Annotated in this window: 16 protein-coding genes and 1 pseudogene; 3 read left to right on the plus strand and 14 right to left on the minus strand. The window is 67.4% G+C overall.

Features of this window, described 5'->3' with window-relative positions; all coding sequences use genetic code 11:
• The first annotated feature begins 282 nt into the window (after positions 1-282).
• The 3 genes and pseudogenes from D458_RS33925 to D458_RS38210 form a co-directional block, all read left to right on the plus strand.
• Complete coding sequence (locus D458_RS33925; protein WP_017588772.1) at positions 283-1,023, plus strand: response regulator transcription factor; 741 nt, start codon at positions 283-285, stop codon at positions 1,021-1,023.
• 213 nt (positions 1,024-1,236) lie between these two features.
• Positions 1,237-1,614 carry a transposase gene (locus tag D458_RS37255; RefSeq protein ID WP_017588773.1) on the plus strand — a complete coding sequence of 126 codons (378 nt, stop codon included), beginning with the start codon at positions 1,237-1,239 and terminating at the stop codon, positions 1,612-1,614.
• A gap of 17 nt (positions 1,615-1,631) precedes the next feature.
• Positions 1,632-1,886 (plus strand): annotated as a pseudogene (locus tag D458_RS38210) (transposase); the annotation flags it as partial.
• Positions 1,887-2,162: 276 nt separating this feature from the next.
• Here the strand turns inward: D458_RS38210 and D458_RS37985 are convergent.
• From D458_RS37985 to D458_RS0121405, 14 genes are all read right to left on the minus strand, one after another.
• Positions 2,163-2,285, minus strand: coding sequence for a hypothetical protein (locus D458_RS37985; protein ID WP_017588774.1), 123 nt, complete (start codon positions 2,283-2,285; stop codon positions 2,163-2,165).
• A 214-nt stretch (positions 2,286-2,499) separates the two neighbouring features.
• Entirely contained in the window at positions 2,500-2,703 is a 204-nt protein-coding gene (locus D458_RS0121340; protein ID WP_017588775.1) for an acyl-CoA carboxylase subunit epsilon, read from the minus strand.
• 35 nt (positions 2,704-2,738) lie between these two features.
• Positions 2,739-4,307 carry an acyl-CoA carboxylase subunit beta gene (locus D458_RS0121345; RefSeq protein ID WP_017588776.1) on the minus strand — a complete coding sequence of 523 codons (1,569 nt, stop codon included), beginning with the start codon at positions 4,305-4,307 and terminating at the stop codon, positions 2,739-2,741.
• Position 4,308: 1 nt separating this feature from the next.
• Positions 4,309-5,610 carry an MFS transporter gene (locus D458_RS0121350; RefSeq protein WP_017588777.1) on the minus strand — a complete coding sequence of 434 codons (1,302 nt, stop codon included), beginning with the start codon at positions 5,608-5,610 and terminating at the stop codon, positions 4,309-4,311.
• A complete protein-coding gene (locus tag D458_RS0121355) occupies positions 5,591-6,475 on the minus strand; it encodes an alpha/beta hydrolase (RefSeq protein WP_017588778.1) in 885 nt (294 codons plus the stop codon). Before D458_RS0121355 ends, D458_RS0121350 begins: the two co-directional genes overlap by 20 nt.
• An 89-nt stretch (positions 6,476-6,564) precedes the next feature.
• Entirely contained in the window at positions 6,565-7,506 is a 942-nt protein-coding gene (locus tag D458_RS0121360) for an aromatase/cyclase (protein WP_017588779.1), read from the minus strand.
• A 47-nt stretch (positions 7,507-7,553) separates the two neighbouring features.
• The gene (locus D458_RS0121365; RefSeq protein ID WP_017588780.1) at positions 7,554-8,339 is read right to left on the minus strand and encodes an SDR family NAD(P)-dependent oxidoreductase; all 786 of its coding nucleotides are present in this window, start codon (positions 8,337-8,339) and stop codon (positions 7,554-7,556) included.
• Positions 8,340-8,402: 63 nt separating this feature from the next.
• Positions 8,403-8,663: an acyl carrier protein gene (locus tag D458_RS0121370; RefSeq protein WP_017588781.1), complete on the minus strand. Its 261-nt coding sequence runs from the start codon at positions 8,661-8,663 to the stop codon at positions 8,403-8,405.
• Positions 8,664-8,693: 30 nt separating this feature from the next.
• Positions 8,694-9,911, minus strand: coding sequence for a ketosynthase chain-length factor (locus tag D458_RS0121375; RefSeq protein WP_017588782.1), 1,218 nt, complete (start codon positions 9,909-9,911; stop codon positions 8,694-8,696).
• Entirely contained in the window at positions 9,908-11,179 is a 1,272-nt protein-coding gene (locus D458_RS0121380; protein WP_017588783.1) for a beta-ketoacyl-[acyl-carrier-protein] synthase family protein, read from the minus strand. Before D458_RS0121380 ends, D458_RS0121375 begins: the two co-directional genes overlap by 4 nt.
• Before the next feature lie 234 nt (positions 11,180-11,413).
• Positions 11,414-13,186 (minus strand): acetyl/propionyl/methylcrotonyl-CoA carboxylase subunit alpha, encoded by a 1,773-nt coding sequence (locus D458_RS0121390; protein ID WP_017588785.1) that lies wholly within the window; start codon positions 13,184-13,186, stop codon positions 11,414-11,416.
• A 336-nt stretch (positions 13,187-13,522) separates the two neighbouring features.
• Complete coding sequence (locus tag D458_RS0121395) at positions 13,523-14,167, minus strand: NADPH-dependent FMN reductase (protein WP_239648027.1); 645 nt, start codon at positions 14,165-14,167, stop codon at positions 13,523-13,525.
• Positions 14,164-14,817: an NADPH-dependent FMN reductase gene (locus D458_RS0121400; RefSeq protein WP_239648028.1), complete on the minus strand. Its 654-nt coding sequence runs from the start codon at positions 14,815-14,817 to the stop codon at positions 14,164-14,166. The genes D458_RS0121395 and D458_RS0121400 overlap by 4 nt, the downstream gene beginning before the upstream one ends.
• A 113-nt stretch (positions 14,818-14,930) precedes the next feature.
• Entirely contained in the window at positions 14,931-16,151 is a 1,221-nt protein-coding gene (locus tag D458_RS0121405; RefSeq protein WP_017588788.1) for an MFS transporter, read from the minus strand.
• Between the last annotated feature and the right edge of the window lie 43 nt (positions 16,152-16,194).

Raw genomic sequence — 16,194 nt, forward strand, 5'->3', positions numbered from 1 at the left:
GCGTGTCGTGTGGTGTAGTCAGGTGATTGAAAATACTTGAAACAAGTTATTAACATTCGTGGTCGATTTCCGTGTCGAGTGCCCCTGAAGTGGATGTTTGACAAGTTTTGAAACCTCCGTCTAGCCTCGGAATGGAATCGCTGTCTGATAATTCAATCGCCTTAGGGTGGGAGTATGGGAGAAATGGGTCTGCCGACGGCGGAAAAAACGGTATGGCCGCCTGATTCTCAAACGAGCCCGTCTGGCTCGGCTGGCTGGACGCTCCCGGCCAGCCTCCGGCAAGTGCTCGTGGTGGAGAACGACACGAACGATGCTCGGATACTCGTCGAGGGCCTGGCCCGGTACGGATACTCCGTCCAGACCGTGAGGGCCGGACGGGAAGCGCTCGACGTCTACCGGTCGGCTGACATGGTTCTCCTCGACCTCGACTTGCCCGACCTCGACGGCCTGGAGGTCTGCCGGTTGATACGCGCCTCCAGCCGGGTGCCGATTATCGTGGTCAGCGCACGGACGACCGAGCTGGACCGTGTCCTTGGGCTCAGGGCCGGGGCCGACGACTACATGTCCAAGCCGTGTCCCATGTACGAGCTCATCGCGCGGATGGACGCGGTGATGCGGCGGGTACGGCGCCAGGAGCGGGGTACCGAGCCAGCCGTCATCTCCTGCGGCCCCCTGACGATCGAGCCGGCCGCGCGCAAGGTGTGTCTGTCCGGCAAGCCGGTGAAACTCACCAGGAAGGAGTTCGACCTGCTCCATATCCTCGCTGCGCAGCCAGGGGCTGTGGTGTCCAGGAAGTACCTCATGGAGCGGGTATGGGGGGACACTTGGTCGCGGCGGACGATCGACACGCACGTGAGCAGCCTGCGCGGCAAGCTCGGTGATGGTGACTGGATCGTCACCGTGCGCGGGGTCGGGTTTCAGATCGGCCCCCAGTGGTGGAAGGAAGCCGTCGAATCGGGTGGGGTGCGCGCAGCGGAGAGCGCCGGTTCCCAACCCCGCACGGAGGCGGGGCCGCTCGACTAGCTTGACTCTGGCGGTGATCTTGAGGTTCGGTGCTCCTGTCAGGTGAGGGGCTGACACTCTCCGTAGCGGAAAACAACCCAGCCCCTCAAAGAACACTCGATGTCACTCGGCTCCCGACCCGCCGCGACGAGCCCACCGCTGACAGCCCAGATGGCCCGCGCCAGTAATCCCAGCTGCACCACGGCGATGTGGATTCGCGACCGACTCGACAGCTTGTGGAGCGACGAGGACTTCGCCCACTGGTACTCCCGCGACGAACGCCCCAGTCTCTCGTCGGCGCAACCGGCCACCGTGTGCGTCCTGCAGTACGTGTTGGACCTGTCCGACCGCCAAGCCGCCGACGCCGTGCGCTGCCATATCGACTTCAAATACGCCCTGGCCCTGGACCTGGACGGCCCCGGATTCCACCACAGCGTGCTCAGCGACTTCCGCGACCGCCTCACCGAGGGCGATCACGCCGACCACTTGCTCGACCTCACCCCGGCCCGACTCGAGGACGCCGGTCTGGTCCGCGAGCGCGCCACCCAGCGCACCGACTCCACCCACGTCCTCTTCCACAACGGTCCCGCTGGTCGTAGCGAGGTCCACTAAAGGGCCAGTGTCAGCCGTGTCCGGTCCGCGCTCAGTGCACCACCTCCCGCGAAAGCCCGCAGAATGTGGGTTCCCCCCAAGAGCTCCTCGAGTTGCAAGTCAAGGCCCGCGTCGAGCAGCAGACTCCGCAATGGCGGGAGCGGTACGCGGTGCGTTGCGGAGTCGAGGGCACCATCTGCGAGTTCGCTCACGGGTACGGAACGCGGAGATGCCGCTGTCGCGGCCAGGCCAAGACTTATGTCCAGCACGTGTTCACCGCCATCGCTGTGAACATCGAACGGCTCAGCGGACAGTCGCAGTTACCGCTTCTTTCTCATCACCGACGGCCTGCTAGGGCTTTCTGGATCGGCAGGGCACTCCCCGGCTGCGTTCCTGGCGGGCTTGCAGCCGCACCGCCAGGGTGGCCACGAGGTCTCCGGTGTTCAGGTTTTTCTCGGTCGATGAACCCTTTACTGGAGAACTCACTGACTTCACGATCACGACACGCCCCCACACCGGGCTTCGATGCAAACCCCGGGCACCCGGGGTCGAGGCGTGACCGAGGAGTATCAGAGTGGGTTGAGGCGGGCCTTGAGCAGGTAGAACTTCTTGCCTTCGGGGCGGATGAAGCGTTCGAGGCGTTCTGGGTACTGACCGGTTTCGGCTGCTTCGACCTCCTGTACACCGGCCAAGGGCTGTCCGCCGACCGGTCCGGCGACAGACGGCTCGACATGGCCGAGTCCATACTCGGCCCCGTGTAACCGGCGCCCGATCCGCCGTTGTGCCACACGAGACCGAAGACGACCCGCCGGATCTGCCACCCTGCCGGGGTGCGCACCTGTTCCCACAGCTCCGCGACCTCGTCGCTGAGGGACATATTTCTTTCGGGTGCGGGGACGGCAGGGATCAGACGGCGAGGCACCAGGACCGGGCACCGCTGAAGGCGGACTCCCGTTCGAGTCGGCGCCAGGTTGCGATGAGCCGGGGCCGGGACTCGGAGCTGTTCGCGCGCGAGGCGTAGGCGATGAGCACTGCGGTCAGGGCAGCCAGCTCCTCCGCGTCGAGACTCCCCTTCTCCACATGGATCAGCCGTTCGGTGGTGGCGGTCATCGGACTCTCCTTCTTTCTCGGGGTGTGCGGTGCTGTCACTGAGGCGGGTTTCCGTGCTTGCGGCGCGGGAGGTCGACGTTCTTGCGGGTGAGCATGGCCAGTGACCGCGCGAGCACTGTCCGAGTCTCGCGCGGGTCGATCACGTCGTCCACCAGCCCTCGCTCAGCCGCGTAGTAGGGGTGGACCAGCTCTCTGCGGTACTCCTCGATCTTCTGGCGGCGGGCCGCCTCGGGGTCCTCGGCCGCTGCGATCTCCCGGCGGAAGACCACGTTCGCCGCGCCCTCAGCGCCCATGACCGCGATCTCGTTCGTGGGCCAGGCCAGAGCTATGTCCGCGCCGATCGAGCGGGAGTCCATGACGATGTAGGCGCCGCCATAAGCCTTGCGAAGCACCACGGACACCCTTGGGACCGTGGCGTTGCAGTAGGCGTACAGGAGTTTGGCGCCGCGCCGGATGATGCCGTCGTGCTCTTGGCCCACGCCCGGCAGGAAGCCGGGGACGTCGACCAGGGTGACCAAGGGGATGTTGAAGGCGTCGCAGAATTGGACGAATCGTGCGCCCTTCTCGCTGGCCTTGATGTCCAGCACCCCCGCCATGGCGGCTGGCTGGTTGGCGACGATGCCGACGACCCGCCCGTCCAAGCGGGCCAGCGTGCAGACGATGTTGGGCGCCCAGGCGGCGTGGACCTCCATATGGTCGCCGTCGTCGACGATCTCCGCGATGACGTCGCGCACGTCGTAGGATGCGCTGCCGCCCGTGGGCACGATGTCCAACAGGGCGTTCAGCGGCCGGTCCACCGGGTCTGTCGCGCCCTCCACATCGGGCGGCAGTTCGCGGTTGTTGGACGGTAGCAGCGACAACAGGTACCGCACGTCGGCGAGGCAGCTCTCCTCGTCGTCGTAGGCGGCGTGCGCCACGCCCGACACTTCCGAGTGTACGTCCGCTCCGCCGAGCCCGTCCTGCGACACCTGCTCTCCTGTGACGGCTTGGACCACGTCTGGGCCGGTGATGAACATCTGCGAGGTGCCGCGAATGCTGAAGACGAAGTCGGTCAGCGCCGGCGAGTAGGCGGCGCCCCCGGCACACGGGCCGAGCATCACCGAGATCTGCGGGATCACGCCCGAGGCCTTGGTGTTGCGCTGGAAGATGCCGCCGTACCCTGCGAGCGCGGAGACCCCCTCTTGGATGCGGGCCCCCGCCCCGTCGTTGAGCGAGACCAGGGGCGCACCGGCCGCCAGCGCCATGTCCATGAGCTTGTGGATCTTCTGGGCGTGCGCTTCGCCGAGCGCCCCGCCGAAGATCCGGAAGTCGTGGGCGTAGACGAACACCGTCCGTCCCTCGACTGTCCCCCACCCCGTGACGACGCCGTCCGTGTGCGGCCGCTTGGCCTCTAGACCGAACCCGTGGGCCCGGTGCCGTCGAAGCGACTCGACCTCCGTGAAACTGCCCTTGTCCAGCAGCAGGTCGATCCGTTCGCGAGCGGTGAGTTTGCCCTTGGCGTGCTGGCGTTCGGTGGCCTCGGAGGAGGGGCCCCGGTGGGCGCCGTCCCGGATTCGGGCCAGCTCCTCCAACCGTGCGGAAAATCCGGATTCGGTGATCGACATGTCACTCCTTGCCTTTCTTCTGGGAGTTCGTTCCTGACCGTCCGTAGGATCGGGAGGACCTGGAGCTGACACGGCGCCACTCGACGACCAGCGCCGCGGTCCCCGTGAGCAGGGCGGCCAGACCCCCGGCGTGCAGGCCTGCCCGCACCCCCAGCTCCTCGCTCAGCCACCCGATGACCAGGGCGCCGAACGGGGTAGTCCCAGTGAAGACGACTGTGTAAAGGGCCATGACCCGGCCCCGATAGGCGGGATCACTGCCGAGCTGGACCCGGTGGTTGGCGGCCTGAGCGAAGTAGAGGGCGGCGAAGCCGGTGACGAACAGCAGCCCCATCGCTGCGGGGAAGGTGGGGGCTAATCCGGTGAGGGACTCCGCCGCCCCGAAGATCAGGACCGAGCCCACGACGACCCCGGTGCTCGGGCGCCCCCTCCGCGCCGTAGTGGCGAAGGCGGCCAGCAGGGAGCCAGCTGCGAGTGCGGAGGTGAGTAGACCGAACGCGGACGGGTCGGCGTCGAACACGGTTCTGGCGAGCAGGGGCAGGGTCAGCTCGAAGTTCATCCCGAACAGGCCGACCACGCCTACGAGGGACAGCGGCAGCAGGAGGTCGGGCCGGGACGCAGCGTAGCGCAGCCCGTCCACCACCCCGCCCCTGGCCGTCCGGCTTGTCGCGCGGTGCAGTTCTTCCGTCCGCATCATCAGCAGCCCGGTCACCGCCGCCGTGAAGCTGACGGCGTTGACCAGCATTACCGCGCCCGGCCCGACGGCGGCGAGCAGGAGCCCGCCGACCGCCGGACCAGCGACCCGCGCCGTGTTGAAGTAGGCCGCGCTCAGCGCCGAGGCGTTCGGCAGCAGGTCGGCACCGACCATCTCACTGACGAACGACATCCTGGTGGGGACCTCCAGGGCGTTGACCACGCCCAGGCACAGCGCGAAGGCGTAGATGTGCCACAGTTCGATGAGGCCCGTGACCACCAGGGGCGTCATCAGCAGGGCCAGGGCGCCGGAGGCCGAGTTCGCTCCGAGGAGCAGGGTCCGCTTGTCGAACCGGTCCGCTAGCCGCCCGCCGTAGAGGGTGAGCAGCAGCAACGGTGTGAACTGCAGCGCGGTCACCGTCGCCAGGGCGATGGCCGAGTCGTCCGACATGCCCAGGACCAGCCAGTCCTGGGCGATGATCATCATCCACGTTCCCATGACGGACACCACCTGGCCGACCGCGAACAGCCGGAAGTTGCGGACGGCCAGCGATCGGAACATCGTGCCGAACATCCGCCGCGGCAGGGTCCGTTCACCCCTCGCGTCGGGCAAGGCATTCCTCCAGGAAGGCGAGGGAGCGGAGGTGGTAGGAACGGGCCGCCCATCCCAGGCTGATGTTGTGGCCGGCGTCGGGCTGGCAGTCCACGACCACCCTCGGCGACACGCTCAGCCGGGAAACGAGGTCGGCCAGGGACCGGTCATCGTGGCGCCACCAGCGCTCGTGCTCGGCGAAGGTCAGCCGGACCGGGATCCGGATCCGCCTGGCCACGTCGTCGAAGAGCCTCGGCCACGCGGCCGCCTCCGCCAGCTCGTACCTGGGCATGGGGGAGACCATCGCGCTGCTGAGTTGGAAGGTGCCGGGCGGGTACAGGCCGAGTCCGCCCCAGGTACGCTCCCACCGGCCCTTGCCGTGCGGGTCGGCGAGCTGGTCGGGCTGGACAGCGTATCGGTTGCCCATCCCGGAGATGTCCAGCCCCAGCAGATCCCCGATGTCGTTGTTGGCCACGGTGGTCAGGGCAAGCTTGCCGCCGTAGGAGTGGGCGAGTAGGAACAGCCCTGCGCCCGTGTCGTATCGGTTCCTGAAGTCGGTGAGCGCCTCCCAGAGCGTGGCGGCCTGGTCGGCCAAGCGCTGCCCGAGGGGGAACAGGTCGGCGTAGCGGCCGTAGCCGGGGCGGTCGACGGCCAAGACCGAGAAGCCCAGGCGCGCCCCAAGCGTCAGGAGCGAGACGTGCGGGTGGGCCTGTCCGTCGAAGTAGTGGGCGTTGACCCCTCCTCCGTGGACGGCGACCACGGTGGCGCGCACCGGCACGTCCTCCGGGGTGAGGAGCAGGCCGGAGACCGGCGCCTCGTCTGCCTCCAGGGTAATTCGGCGCACGCCGTGCGACAGCGCGCTCTCCTTCGGCACTGTGGTGGTCATCGTGTCTCCCGTCGTTCGGGCTCAGGACGACGGGGCGCCGGACTACCGCTCGAACGCGGCGGTGACGACGGCCCGGTCCCCGGCCTTGGTCAGCGCACTCCCTCGGCGTACCGCTTCGCGTGGTTGAGGGTCGCGAGGCTGTTGGTGCTCAGCGCCTCCTGGACGTAGGCCTTGGCGTCAGCCGCCGTGGCGTCCTCGCCGAGGATCTCGACGATGTTGTCGGTGTTGAGCACGACGGTGTGTTGGGAGGAGGCGCTGGTCCCGTCTGGCCCCTCCTCGAAGGTCCAGTAGCCGGTGTGCAGCTTCATCAGGGCCGGCAGGGTGATCTGCTTGTAGGCGATCTTCCGGTGCTCGATGCACACCCGGTAGGACTTGGTGGTGTGCACGGAGCCATCCTTGGCCCGCGTCTCCATCTCCAGCGTCTGCAGGCCGGGGGGGTCCTCCTCCAAGGTGACACTCGCGACGTGCGGGAGCCGATCGGGCCACAGACCGGCGTCGTTGATGAAGTCGTAGAGGTCCTTGGGCGACCCGTTGACGTGGACGGTGTCGGTGAAGCAGAAGGTGATGTCCTCGGCGGCGTGGGCGAACTCGACGTTGTCCTTCAGGGCGGCGAGTTCGGAGTGCGAGTTGCGGTCCACCGCCTCGTCGATCCAGGTCAGGTGGCCGGGGTCATCGCCGAGCGCGCTGTAGTCGTGCAGCAGTCGGACTCTCGACTCGGAGTCGCCGAGCGGTTCGATGACCCAGGCGCCGCCCATCGAGGCGACGGGCGGGGCGCTGACCTCCTGGCGGAAGTCGATCCGCAACCCCTGCGGGTCCAGCTTCCGGCGCGAGGTCCACGTCTTGGCCTCGCCGTTGGCGGTCGCGCTGATCCGGATGCGCTCCTCGCTCCCGGACTCCTCCAGGTGGTCGACGTAGATGGTCGGAGGGAAGATCCGTGGCCAATTGGCCACGTCGGCGATGAGGCGGTAGACGGCGGACGCGGGCGCAGAGACGGTGATCTCGTGCTCCACCTCGCGGTGACCGGTGGTCATGCTCTCTCCTGTCGTGTTGTCGAAAGGGGTGTACCGGGTGGGGCGGATCAAAAGTTCCCGAGTCCACCGCAGACGTTCATCGCCTGGGCGGTGATGGAGGAGGCGGTGTCGGAGGCCAGGTAGCCCACCAGCCCGGCCACCTCTTGTGGGGTGGAGTAGCGGCCGAGGGGGATCTTGCTCTGGAACTTGGTGAGGATCTCCTCCTCGGTGGTGTCGAAGGCGGCCGCGTACCCCTGGCGGACACGCTCGGCCATGGGAGTCTCGACGTAGCCGGGGCACACGGCGTTGACGGTGATGCCAGTGGGGGCGAGCTCGTTGCCCAGCGCCTTGGTCAGCCCAACGACGCCGTGTTTGGAGGCTGAGTAGGGGGCGCCCAGGACGACGCCTTGCTTGCCCGCGGTGGAGGCGATGTTGATGATTCGGCCGCGGTCCTTGTGTCGCATGCCGCCGGTGTTGAGCACCTCCCGGGTCACGATGAAGACGCTGTTGAGGTTCGTGTTCACCACGTCGAACCACAGGTCGTCCTCAATGTCGGCGGTGACGCCGCCGCCGCTGCGCCCAGCGTTGTTCACCAGGACGTCGACGGTGTCGAACCGGTCCACGGCCGCTTGAACGAACGCGCTAACGCTCTCGCGTGAGCGGACGTCCACGGTGGTGCCAGCGGCCTCGATGCCTTCTTCGCTGAGCTGTTTGATGGTGGAGCCCACGTTCTCGGCGCTGCGGGCGCCGATGAACACCCGGTGGTCCTGCTCGCCCAGCTTCCGGGCGACCTCCAGGCCGATCCCGCTGGTGGCACCGGTGACGATCGCGACCCGCTTGTCGTTGTTCGGCATGCTCCCTCTTCTTCCTTGTCCGTGGGTGGTGGGGCGCCGGGCACGGTCGCGTGCCCGGCGGAGCTAGATGGAGGCGGCTAGGCGGTCGTTGACGACCTTGATGAGTGCCTCAGGGGTCACGGCCTCGGACAGGGTCTCGTCGTCCAACTTGATGCCGTATTCGCGCTCGATGCGGCTGCCCGCCTCCAGCAGTGCCAGGGACTCGTAGCCGAGCTCCTCGAACCCGCTGCTGAGGATGTCGCCGTCGAGGTCGACGCTCTCGTCCTCGCCCGCGGCCTCGCGGAGGATGCGCTTGAGATCCTTGAGGGTGAACTGCGCTGCCATGGAATGCCTCTCTTTGGTGGTGGGGGAAGGTCAGGACTCCGCGGAGCGGACGACCATCACGGAGTTGAACCCCGCGTGGCCGCGCGCTACGACCATCGCCGAGCGCACCGGCATGGTGCGCGGCTCGGGGCCGACCAGGTCGAGCCCGTGTCCGGGGTCGGCGTTCACGTTCACGGTCGGAGGGACGACCCCCTGCTTCATGGACAGGAACGCCGTGGCCAGGTCCAGGGGCGCGGCCCCCGAGTACAGGCGGCCCGTCATCGTCTTGGGTGCGGTGACGGGTACGCTCTCGCGGCCGAACACGGCGTTGATCGCCTCGGCCTCGATCCGGTCGAGTTCCGGGATGGCCGCGGCGTCGGCGAACACGACATCGACGTCACCGGCCGTCATCCCCGCGTCGGCGAGGGCGAACTCCATCGCCCGGCGCAGACCCGGTTCGCGGCCGCTGCCGGGCCGCGGGTCGAAGGTGGCGGCGTAACCCGCCACCTCGCCGTAGGTCCTCGCGCCGCGCTCGCGTGCCGACTCGGCGGACTCGGTCACGAGGATCGCGCCGCCCTCACCGGGGACGTGGCCACCCGACCTGCGGTCGAAGGGCAGATAGGCGGTCTCGGCATCCTCCGCCGTGCTGAGCCGTCCGCTGGCCAACTGGGCCACCCAGCCCCAGGGGCAGATGGAGGCGTCGATCGAGCCGGTTACGACCAGGTTCGTGCCCTTGCGGATCTGGCGTCTGGCCTGGGCAACCGCGTCCAGACCGCCGGCCTGGTCGCTGACCATGACGCCGCTGGGCCCCTTCATCCCGTTGCGGATGGAGATCTGTCCGCTGTTGACCGCGTAGAACCACGCGAACGACTGGTAGGCGCTGACGTGTTCGCTGCCCAGGTTCCACAGCTTGCGCAGCTCGTTCTGACCGAACTCGAACCCGCCCGAGGAGCTGGCGGTGATGACGCCCATGTCGAATGCGGGCATCTCGTCGGGTACCACCCCGGAGTCGGTCAGAGCCCAGTCCGCCGCGACCAGGGCCAGCCTGGTCATCCGGTCGGTCTGCGGAATAAGCCTGCTGGGCAGGTGTTCCTTGGCGTCGAAGCCGTCGATCTCCCCGGCCAGACGTGCCGGGTAGCTGTCCGGCGTGAAGCTGCGGATCCGGCCCAGGCCGCTCTTGCCGTTGAGGGTCGCCGTCCAGAAGTCCTGGGTGCCTAGCCCGTTCGGGGCTGCGACGCCCAGCCCGGTCACCACGGTCGATGTGCTCATGCCGTTCTCCTCTCGGAACGGGACAGGACCATCGCGCTCTGAAATCCGCCGAACCCGCTGCCGACCGTCAGCACCGAGTCGACGATCTGGTCCCGGGCGGTCAGCGGCACGTAGTCCAGGTCGCACTCGGGGTCGGGGGTGCACAGATTGGCCGTTGGCGGCACGACCCCGTACTCCATCGCCAGGGCGGAGGCGGCTATCTCGATGGAGCCGATAGCCCCCAGGGAGTGGCCGACCATGGACTTGATGGAGCTCACCGGTGTCCGGTAGGCGTGCTCGCCCAGGCTCTTTTTGAAGGCCGCTGTCTCGTGGCGGTCGTTCTGTTTGGTGCCGGACCCGTGGGCGTTGACGTAGTCGATCTCCTCGGGGTTCATCCGGGCCTCGGCCAGCGCGGTGTCGATCGCCTCGGCCATCTCCGCGCCGTCGGGCCGCAGACCGGTCATGTGGTAGGCGTTGCTGCGCGTGGCGTAGCCAGCGATCTCGGCGTAGATGTGCGCTCCGCGCGCCTTGGCGCTCTCCAGTTCCTCCAAGATGAACATGGCCGAGCCCTCACCGAGGACGAAGCCGTTGCGGCTCTTGTCGAAGGGCCGTGAGGCGTGCTCTGGCGCGTCGTACCGGGGCGTGGTCGCCTTGATGGCGTCGAAGCACGCCATGGTGATGGGCGAGATGGGCGCGTCCGAGGCGCCGGCCAGGAGGACGTCGGCGGAGCCCTCGCGGATCAGCTCCACGGCATAGCCCACGGCGTCGATCCCGGACGTGCAGCCGGTGGAAACCACCGTGCTCGGCCCCTCGGCTCCCGTGGCCCATGCGACCTCGGCCGCAAACGAGCTCGGTACCAGGTAGTTGTACAGGTGTGGGGCGGCGTAGTCGTTGTCGACCAGGTTCAGGCGGCCGCCGTCACTGACCACCCGGTACTCCTGGTCGAGGCCCATCGTGGCGCCCACCGCGCTGCCGATGGTGATGCCCATCCGGTGCGGGTCGACCTCGTCGATCCGCAAGCCGCTGTCGGCGATGGCGCCCCGGGCCGCGACCAGCGCCAGTTGGGCCGCCCGGTCGGTGCGCCGAACCACTTGCGGGCTCAGGCCGTGCTCGTAGGGGTCGAAGTCGATCTCTGCGGCCACGCGGGAGCGGAAGGGCGCCGGGTCGAAGAAGGTGATCCCTCGGGTCGCGGTGCGCCCGTCGGTGAGCAGGCTCCAGAACTCCTTGAGCCCGACTCCGCCCGGCGCCAGGACCTCGATCCCGGTGATGGCCACACGTCTGGCGGTCACTTGCCGACCTCCCAGCAGCAGAGGCTCGTGGCCATGGCGTCGTCGCTGGACGTCAGGTCCATCCGGGCGGCGATCAGTGTGCTGTGCATCTGTTCTCTCCTCGCGGTGGGAACTGTGGAAGAAGCGTGCCCGGAGTCTGCCGGGCACAGCGCGTGACGATTCCGGCCGGATGGCGCCGGAATCCTGTTGGAGAAGGTGAGAGGGTGGTGAGGGAGGTCCGGGGGCTGCGGGCCGTCAGTCCTTGATCTCGCAGATCGCTGCGCCTGAGGAGACGGAAGCGCCGACCTCGAGGTTCAGGCCGGTGACCGTGCCGGACTTGTGTGCGTTGAGTGGCTGCTCCATCTTCATCGCCTCCAGGACGACCACGGGGCGGCCGGCCTCGATGGACTGGCCTTCCTCGGCGGCGACCTTGATGACCGTGCCCTGCATGGGCGAGGTGAGGGTGGAGCCGGAGGAGGACGGGGCGGATCCCCTGGAGACCCGGCGCTCTGGCCGTCCATGCTTGGCGATACCGTTGCGCGGGCCGTTGCTGCCTAGGCCGGAGGGGAGGGAGACCTCCACGCGCCTGCCGCCGACCTCGACCACGACCCGTTCCCTTTCGGGGACGGTATCGCTGGGTGCGTCGGTTGGCGCGTCGAAGGGCTCGATCCGGTTGTCGAAGTCGGTCTCGATCCAGCGGGTGTGGACGCTGAAGGAGTCGGCGGGCCCGGCGCCCTCGGGGGCGAACGCCGGGTCCTCGACCACCGCGCGGTGGAAAGGCAGGACCGTCGGCAGCCCATCGACCTCGAACTCCGCTAAGGCGCGGGCGGCGCGCCGGAGCGCCTGCCGCCGGGTGGAACCGGTGACGATGAGCTTGGCCAGGAGCGAGTCCCAGGCGGGTGCGATCACGGTGCCCGCCTCCACGCCAGCGTCCACACGCACACCGGGACCGGAGGGCTGGGAGAAGCGGCCGACACGGCCCGGCGCGGGGAGGAACCCGCTGCCCGGGTCCTCACAGTTGATGCGGAACTCGAAGGAGTGGCTGTGCACCTGCGGGTCGTCGTAGCCGAGCTCCTCGCCGTCGGCAATGCGGAACATCTCCTGGACGAGGTCGATCCCGGTGACCTCCTCGCTGACCGGGTGTTCGACCTGCAGGCGGGTGTTGACCTCCAGGAAGGAGATGGTGCCGTCGGTACCGACGAGGAACTCGACCGTGCCGGCGCCGACGTACCCGGCCTCCTTGAGGATCGCCTTCGAGGCACGGTAGATCTCGGCCACCTGTTCGTCGGTCAGGAACGGGGCGGGGGCCTCCTCCACCAGTTTCTGGTGGCGGCGCTGCAGTGAGCAGTCGCGGGTGGAGACGACCACGACGTTGCCGTGGGCGTCGGCCAGGCACTGGGCCTCCACGTGCCGGGGCCTGTCGAGGTAGCGCTCGACGAAGCACTCGCCGCGCCCGAACGCGTTGATCGCCTCGCGGACGGCTGACTCATGCAGTTCGGGGATCTCCTCCAGGGTCCGGGCGACTTTCAGGCCACGCCCGCCGCCGCCGAAGGCGGCCTTGATCGCGACTGGAAGCCCGTGCTCCTCGGCGAAGGCGACGATCTCGGCGGTGTCGGCCACGGGGCCGGGAGTGCCCGCGACCAGCGGGGCGTCGGCCCGCTGGGCGATCTGTCGCGCCGAGACTTTGTCGCCGAGTGCGTGGATGACCTTCGGCGGAGGGCCGATCCAGGTCAGGTCGGCGTCGATGACGGCCTGGGCGAATTCGGCGTTCTCGGAGAGGAAACCGTATCCGGGGTGGACAGCGTCCGCCCCGGAGTCCGCGGCCGCCCGCAAGACCTTGTCGATGTCCAGGTAGCTGGTGGCGGGGGTGTCTCCCCCGAGGGCAAACGCCTCGTCCGCCGCGCGGACGTGCGGGGCGTCCACGTCGGGGATGGCGTAGACGGCGACGCTCGCGAGCCCGGAGTCCTTGCAGGCACGGATGACGCGGACGGCGATTTCTCCACGGTTGGCGATGAGCACCTTGTGCATGCTGGATCTTCTCCTGACTCGCTTGCTTCGGCGTTCCCGCACTTGTCGGTCTATCGACAGTGCCAAAAGGCACCGGAGCGGAACTTGATTGCAAGCATCTCCGGGTTCGTGGGCGGTGACAAGACGCTCTCCTACAGATCAGTGTCAGCCTTTGCAAGGAAAGTTCACCGAAATGAAGAGACTCTCTATAATCTTCTAGAAAGCAGCTTGGAAAGTGCCTGCCGAAGATCTTTTGTGAGCTGCTGGTCCATCGATACTTGGACGGAAGGCCGGTATGCGACACGAGGACATGGAGAAGCCGCCCTGCCGGGTCGGTGGCAGGGCGGCTTTTCGGGGTCAGTGGTGGTAAGGACGAGAGGATCTCGCCTCTCGCAAGGCCTCGGCCCACCAGACGAGCTGGTCAAGGAGCACGGTGGCCGCCGCCTCAGCGTCCTTGGGGGGCGTGTCGGCATTGAAATCGTTCCACGCGTTGTGGAAGCTGAGAGTCTCGCGCACCGTCATCGCATGCATCTCAGCGAAGACCTGACGGAGGTGCTCGGACGCACGTATGCCACCGCCCATACCTCCGTAGGAGATCAAACCGATGGGCTTGGCCGCCCACTCCCGCCGGTGCCAGTCGACGAGGTTCTTGAGCGAAGCGGGGTAGGAGTGGTTGTACTCCGGCGTGACCACGGCGAAAGCGTCTGCGGCGTGCAAACGGTTGGACAGTCCGGCGGCAACCGTGCGGGCAGGCTCGGGCGGCTCTTCCCCCCAGTCCGGGAGGGTGAGCGGAAGTTCGTGGTCGACCAGGTCAATGGTGTCGACCTTGAGATCGGGACGGTTCTCCGCCTGTTCCACGAACCAAGTACCGACCTTCGAGCCGAACCTTCCGCTCCTGACACTGCCGATGATGACTGCCAATGACAGTGGCGAGCTGGACATGTTCTGCGTTGCCTTTCTGATAAGGGTGGATGGCGAATTCCCGTTGGTGGGGTCGCTCATGGGGTGTATGGACGTTTCTGTCTCGCCTCGCGCAGTGACTCGGACCACCAGAGCAGTTGGTCGAACATCGTCTTCGCCGCCGTGTGAGAGCCGACAGTGTCGCGTGGCTCTCCGTCTTCGTCGAACTCCTCCCAGACGTTGGGGAAGCTCACTCCGTCGCGCAAGGTAACGACATGCAGTTCGGAGAAGACCAGACGGAACTGCTCCACCGCGCGCAGGCCGCCGGAACGGCCCCCGTAGGAGACGAAACCGACCGGCTTGGCGTACCACTCAGTGGTGTGCCAGTCGACGGCCGACTTCAGTGCGGCCGGAAAGCTGTGATTGTATTCGGCGCAAACCACGATGAAGGCGTCCGCGGCGGCGAGACGGGGGCTGATCAGCTCCAACTTTTGGGCCGCGGCGGGCGAAGGAGGGTGCGTGATCAGCACGGGAAGGGGATCCTCTGCCACATCGACGAGGTCGACGTCGAACTGGCCGTAGTTGATCGCCTCGTGTCTGGTCCAGCTCGCGACCGCCTGGCCGGTCCTGCTGCCCGGAGCGCTCCCGGTGAGGACGGCGAGACGAAGGTGTGCGTCCGACATTTCTAGCCTTTCCGTGGAACCGGTAAAAGGAGAGTTCGACGTCCCATTCAATAGCGCATGCTTGCGCATCCGCTTACGGAAGGGGTGGTTGAATCGCTTCTATTGTCTCCGCGGCATTTGTTGTCGGACAAGTGTGGATGATTCAAGCCTGAGTTAAGTTGTGTCAGGTGATTGTGGGCGTATCACTTTCCAGGTGGGGAAATACGAACAAGGAGAAGCACCACCGTCAGGAGTGCTCCGAATGCGGCTGTGGCCAGGAAACCGGTTGTGCTGGACGTCGCACCGATCAGCGGCCCCAGGATCAGGGGGGAGAGGAACTGCCCTCCGAAGATCACGGTGCCTGCCAGCGAGACGGCCTGACCGCGTGATTCCGCCGGCGCCCGGTCATTGACCAGCACGGTCAGTGTTGGCAGGGACAGACCTTGTCCCACCCCCAGCAGAGCGGGGCCGAGGAGGAGCAGCCATGGGTGGTCCACCGTCCCCAGGACCAGGAACGCTCCTGTCCATGCCAGGGCCGCGAGGCGCAGCAACGCGCCGTAGCTCAGCTTCGACCGCAAGCGGGCGTAGGCCAGCCCGGCCAGGGAACCTACCGCGGCAGTGGTCACCACGGAGTAGAGCGACACCGCGACCGGTTGGTGGATGCCCAGGTCGGCCAGGCGCTGGGGAAGAAAGACCACTGTCGCGTAGAGGAAGATCGACGCCGCCGCCTGCAACAGGTAGAAGCCGACCAGAGTGGGGCTCTGCCGAAACAGTGCCGATAGGCCGCTCCTCCTGCGCTCGGCGGCAGGGGGAGGGGTGCGCGGCAACGCCCACAGCACGACCAACCCCATCGGCAGGCCGACCAGGTACAGGGCGAACGGTCCATGCCAGGAGAGCCCGCCCAACAGGCCGCCCAGCAACGGCCACAGCAGACCGCCGACGCTGTTGGCGGCGGAACGCCACCCCATCACCCGGTCACGTTCGGGTCCGGAGAACATTTGCAGCATCGCCACCGTCGTCCCGGCGAATACCGCTGCGGCACCCAGGCCGAACACGATCCGACTCGCGATGAGCGTCGCATAGGTCGAGGTCAGCAGGCCCGCACCACCCGCCACACCGTAGACGATCAGCCCGAGGGCCAAGGGCAGTCGAACACCCCAACGGTCGATGAGGCGGCCGATGAGAGGGCTGGTGACGGCGATGACGGCGGCATGCGCTGCGACGACCATGCCGCCGGCCGTGCCGCTGAGTCCCAGGTCGCCTCGGATCACCTCGACGACAGGGGAGACGACCGAACCGGCCATAACGGCCAGGGTCGATGCTAGGAGGAGGACGACCAGCGCCCCGCCGTGAGGGCTCTGCGGGGCGTCGACCGGTGCGGATCGGGGGGAAGAGGTGTCGCTACCTGTCGGCCGCTGTTTCATGGGAAGTGGCCTCGTTTCCAGGAGATGCTGGTGAGGGGACCTG

Origin of the sequence: Nocardiopsis ganjiahuensis DSM 45031, from assembly GCF_000341085.1 — a bacterium.
Taxonomy (GTDB): Bacteria; Actinomycetota; Actinomycetes; order Streptosporangiales; family Streptosporangiaceae; genus Nocardiopsis; species Nocardiopsis ganjiahuensis.

What these genes read in the sequence shown, in the direction of transcription:
- D458_RS0121340 (WP_017588775.1), bottom strand. Translation starts at nt 2,703, where the DNA reads ATGACCGCCACCACCGAACGGCTGATCCATGTGGAGAAGGGGAGTCTC.
- D458_RS0121345 (WP_017588776.1), bottom strand. Translation starts at nt 4,307, where the DNA reads ATGTCGATCACCGAATCCGGATTTTCCGCACGGTTGGAGGAGCTGGCC.
- D458_RS0121355 (WP_017588778.1), bottom strand. Translation starts at nt 6,475, where the DNA reads ATGACCACCACAGTGCCGAAGGAGAGCGCGCTGTCGCACGGCGTGCGC.
- D458_RS0121360 (WP_017588779.1), bottom strand. Translation starts at nt 7,506, where the DNA reads ATGACCACCGGTCACCGCGAGGTGGAGCACGAGATCACCGTCTCTGCG.
- D458_RS0121365 (WP_017588780.1), bottom strand. Translation starts at nt 8,339, where the DNA reads ATGCCGAACAACGACAAGCGGGTCGCGATCGTCACCGGTGCCACCAGC.
- D458_RS0121370 (WP_017588781.1), bottom strand. Translation starts at nt 8,663, where the DNA reads ATGGCAGCGCAGTTCACCCTCAAGGATCTCAAGCGCATCCTCCGCGAG.
- D458_RS0121375 (WP_017588782.1), bottom strand. Translation starts at nt 9,911, where the DNA reads ATGAGCACATCGACCGTGGTGACCGGGCTGGGCGTCGCAGCCCCGAAC.
- D458_RS0121390 (WP_017588785.1), bottom strand. Translation starts at nt 13,186, where the DNA reads ATGCACAAGGTGCTCATCGCCAACCGTGGAGAAATCGCCGTCCGCGTC.
- D458_RS0121395 (WP_239648027.1), bottom strand. Translation starts at nt 14,167, where the DNA reads ATGAGCGACCCCACCAACGGGAATTCGCCATCCACCCTTATCAGAAAG.
- D458_RS0121400 (WP_239648028.1), bottom strand. Translation starts at nt 14,817, where the DNA reads ATGCGCAAGCATGCGCTATTGAATGGGACGTCGAACTCTCCTTTTACC.
- D458_RS0121405 (WP_017588788.1), bottom strand. Translation starts at nt 16,151, where the DNA reads ATGAAACAGCGGCCGACAGGTAGCGACACCTCTTCCCCCCGATCCGCA.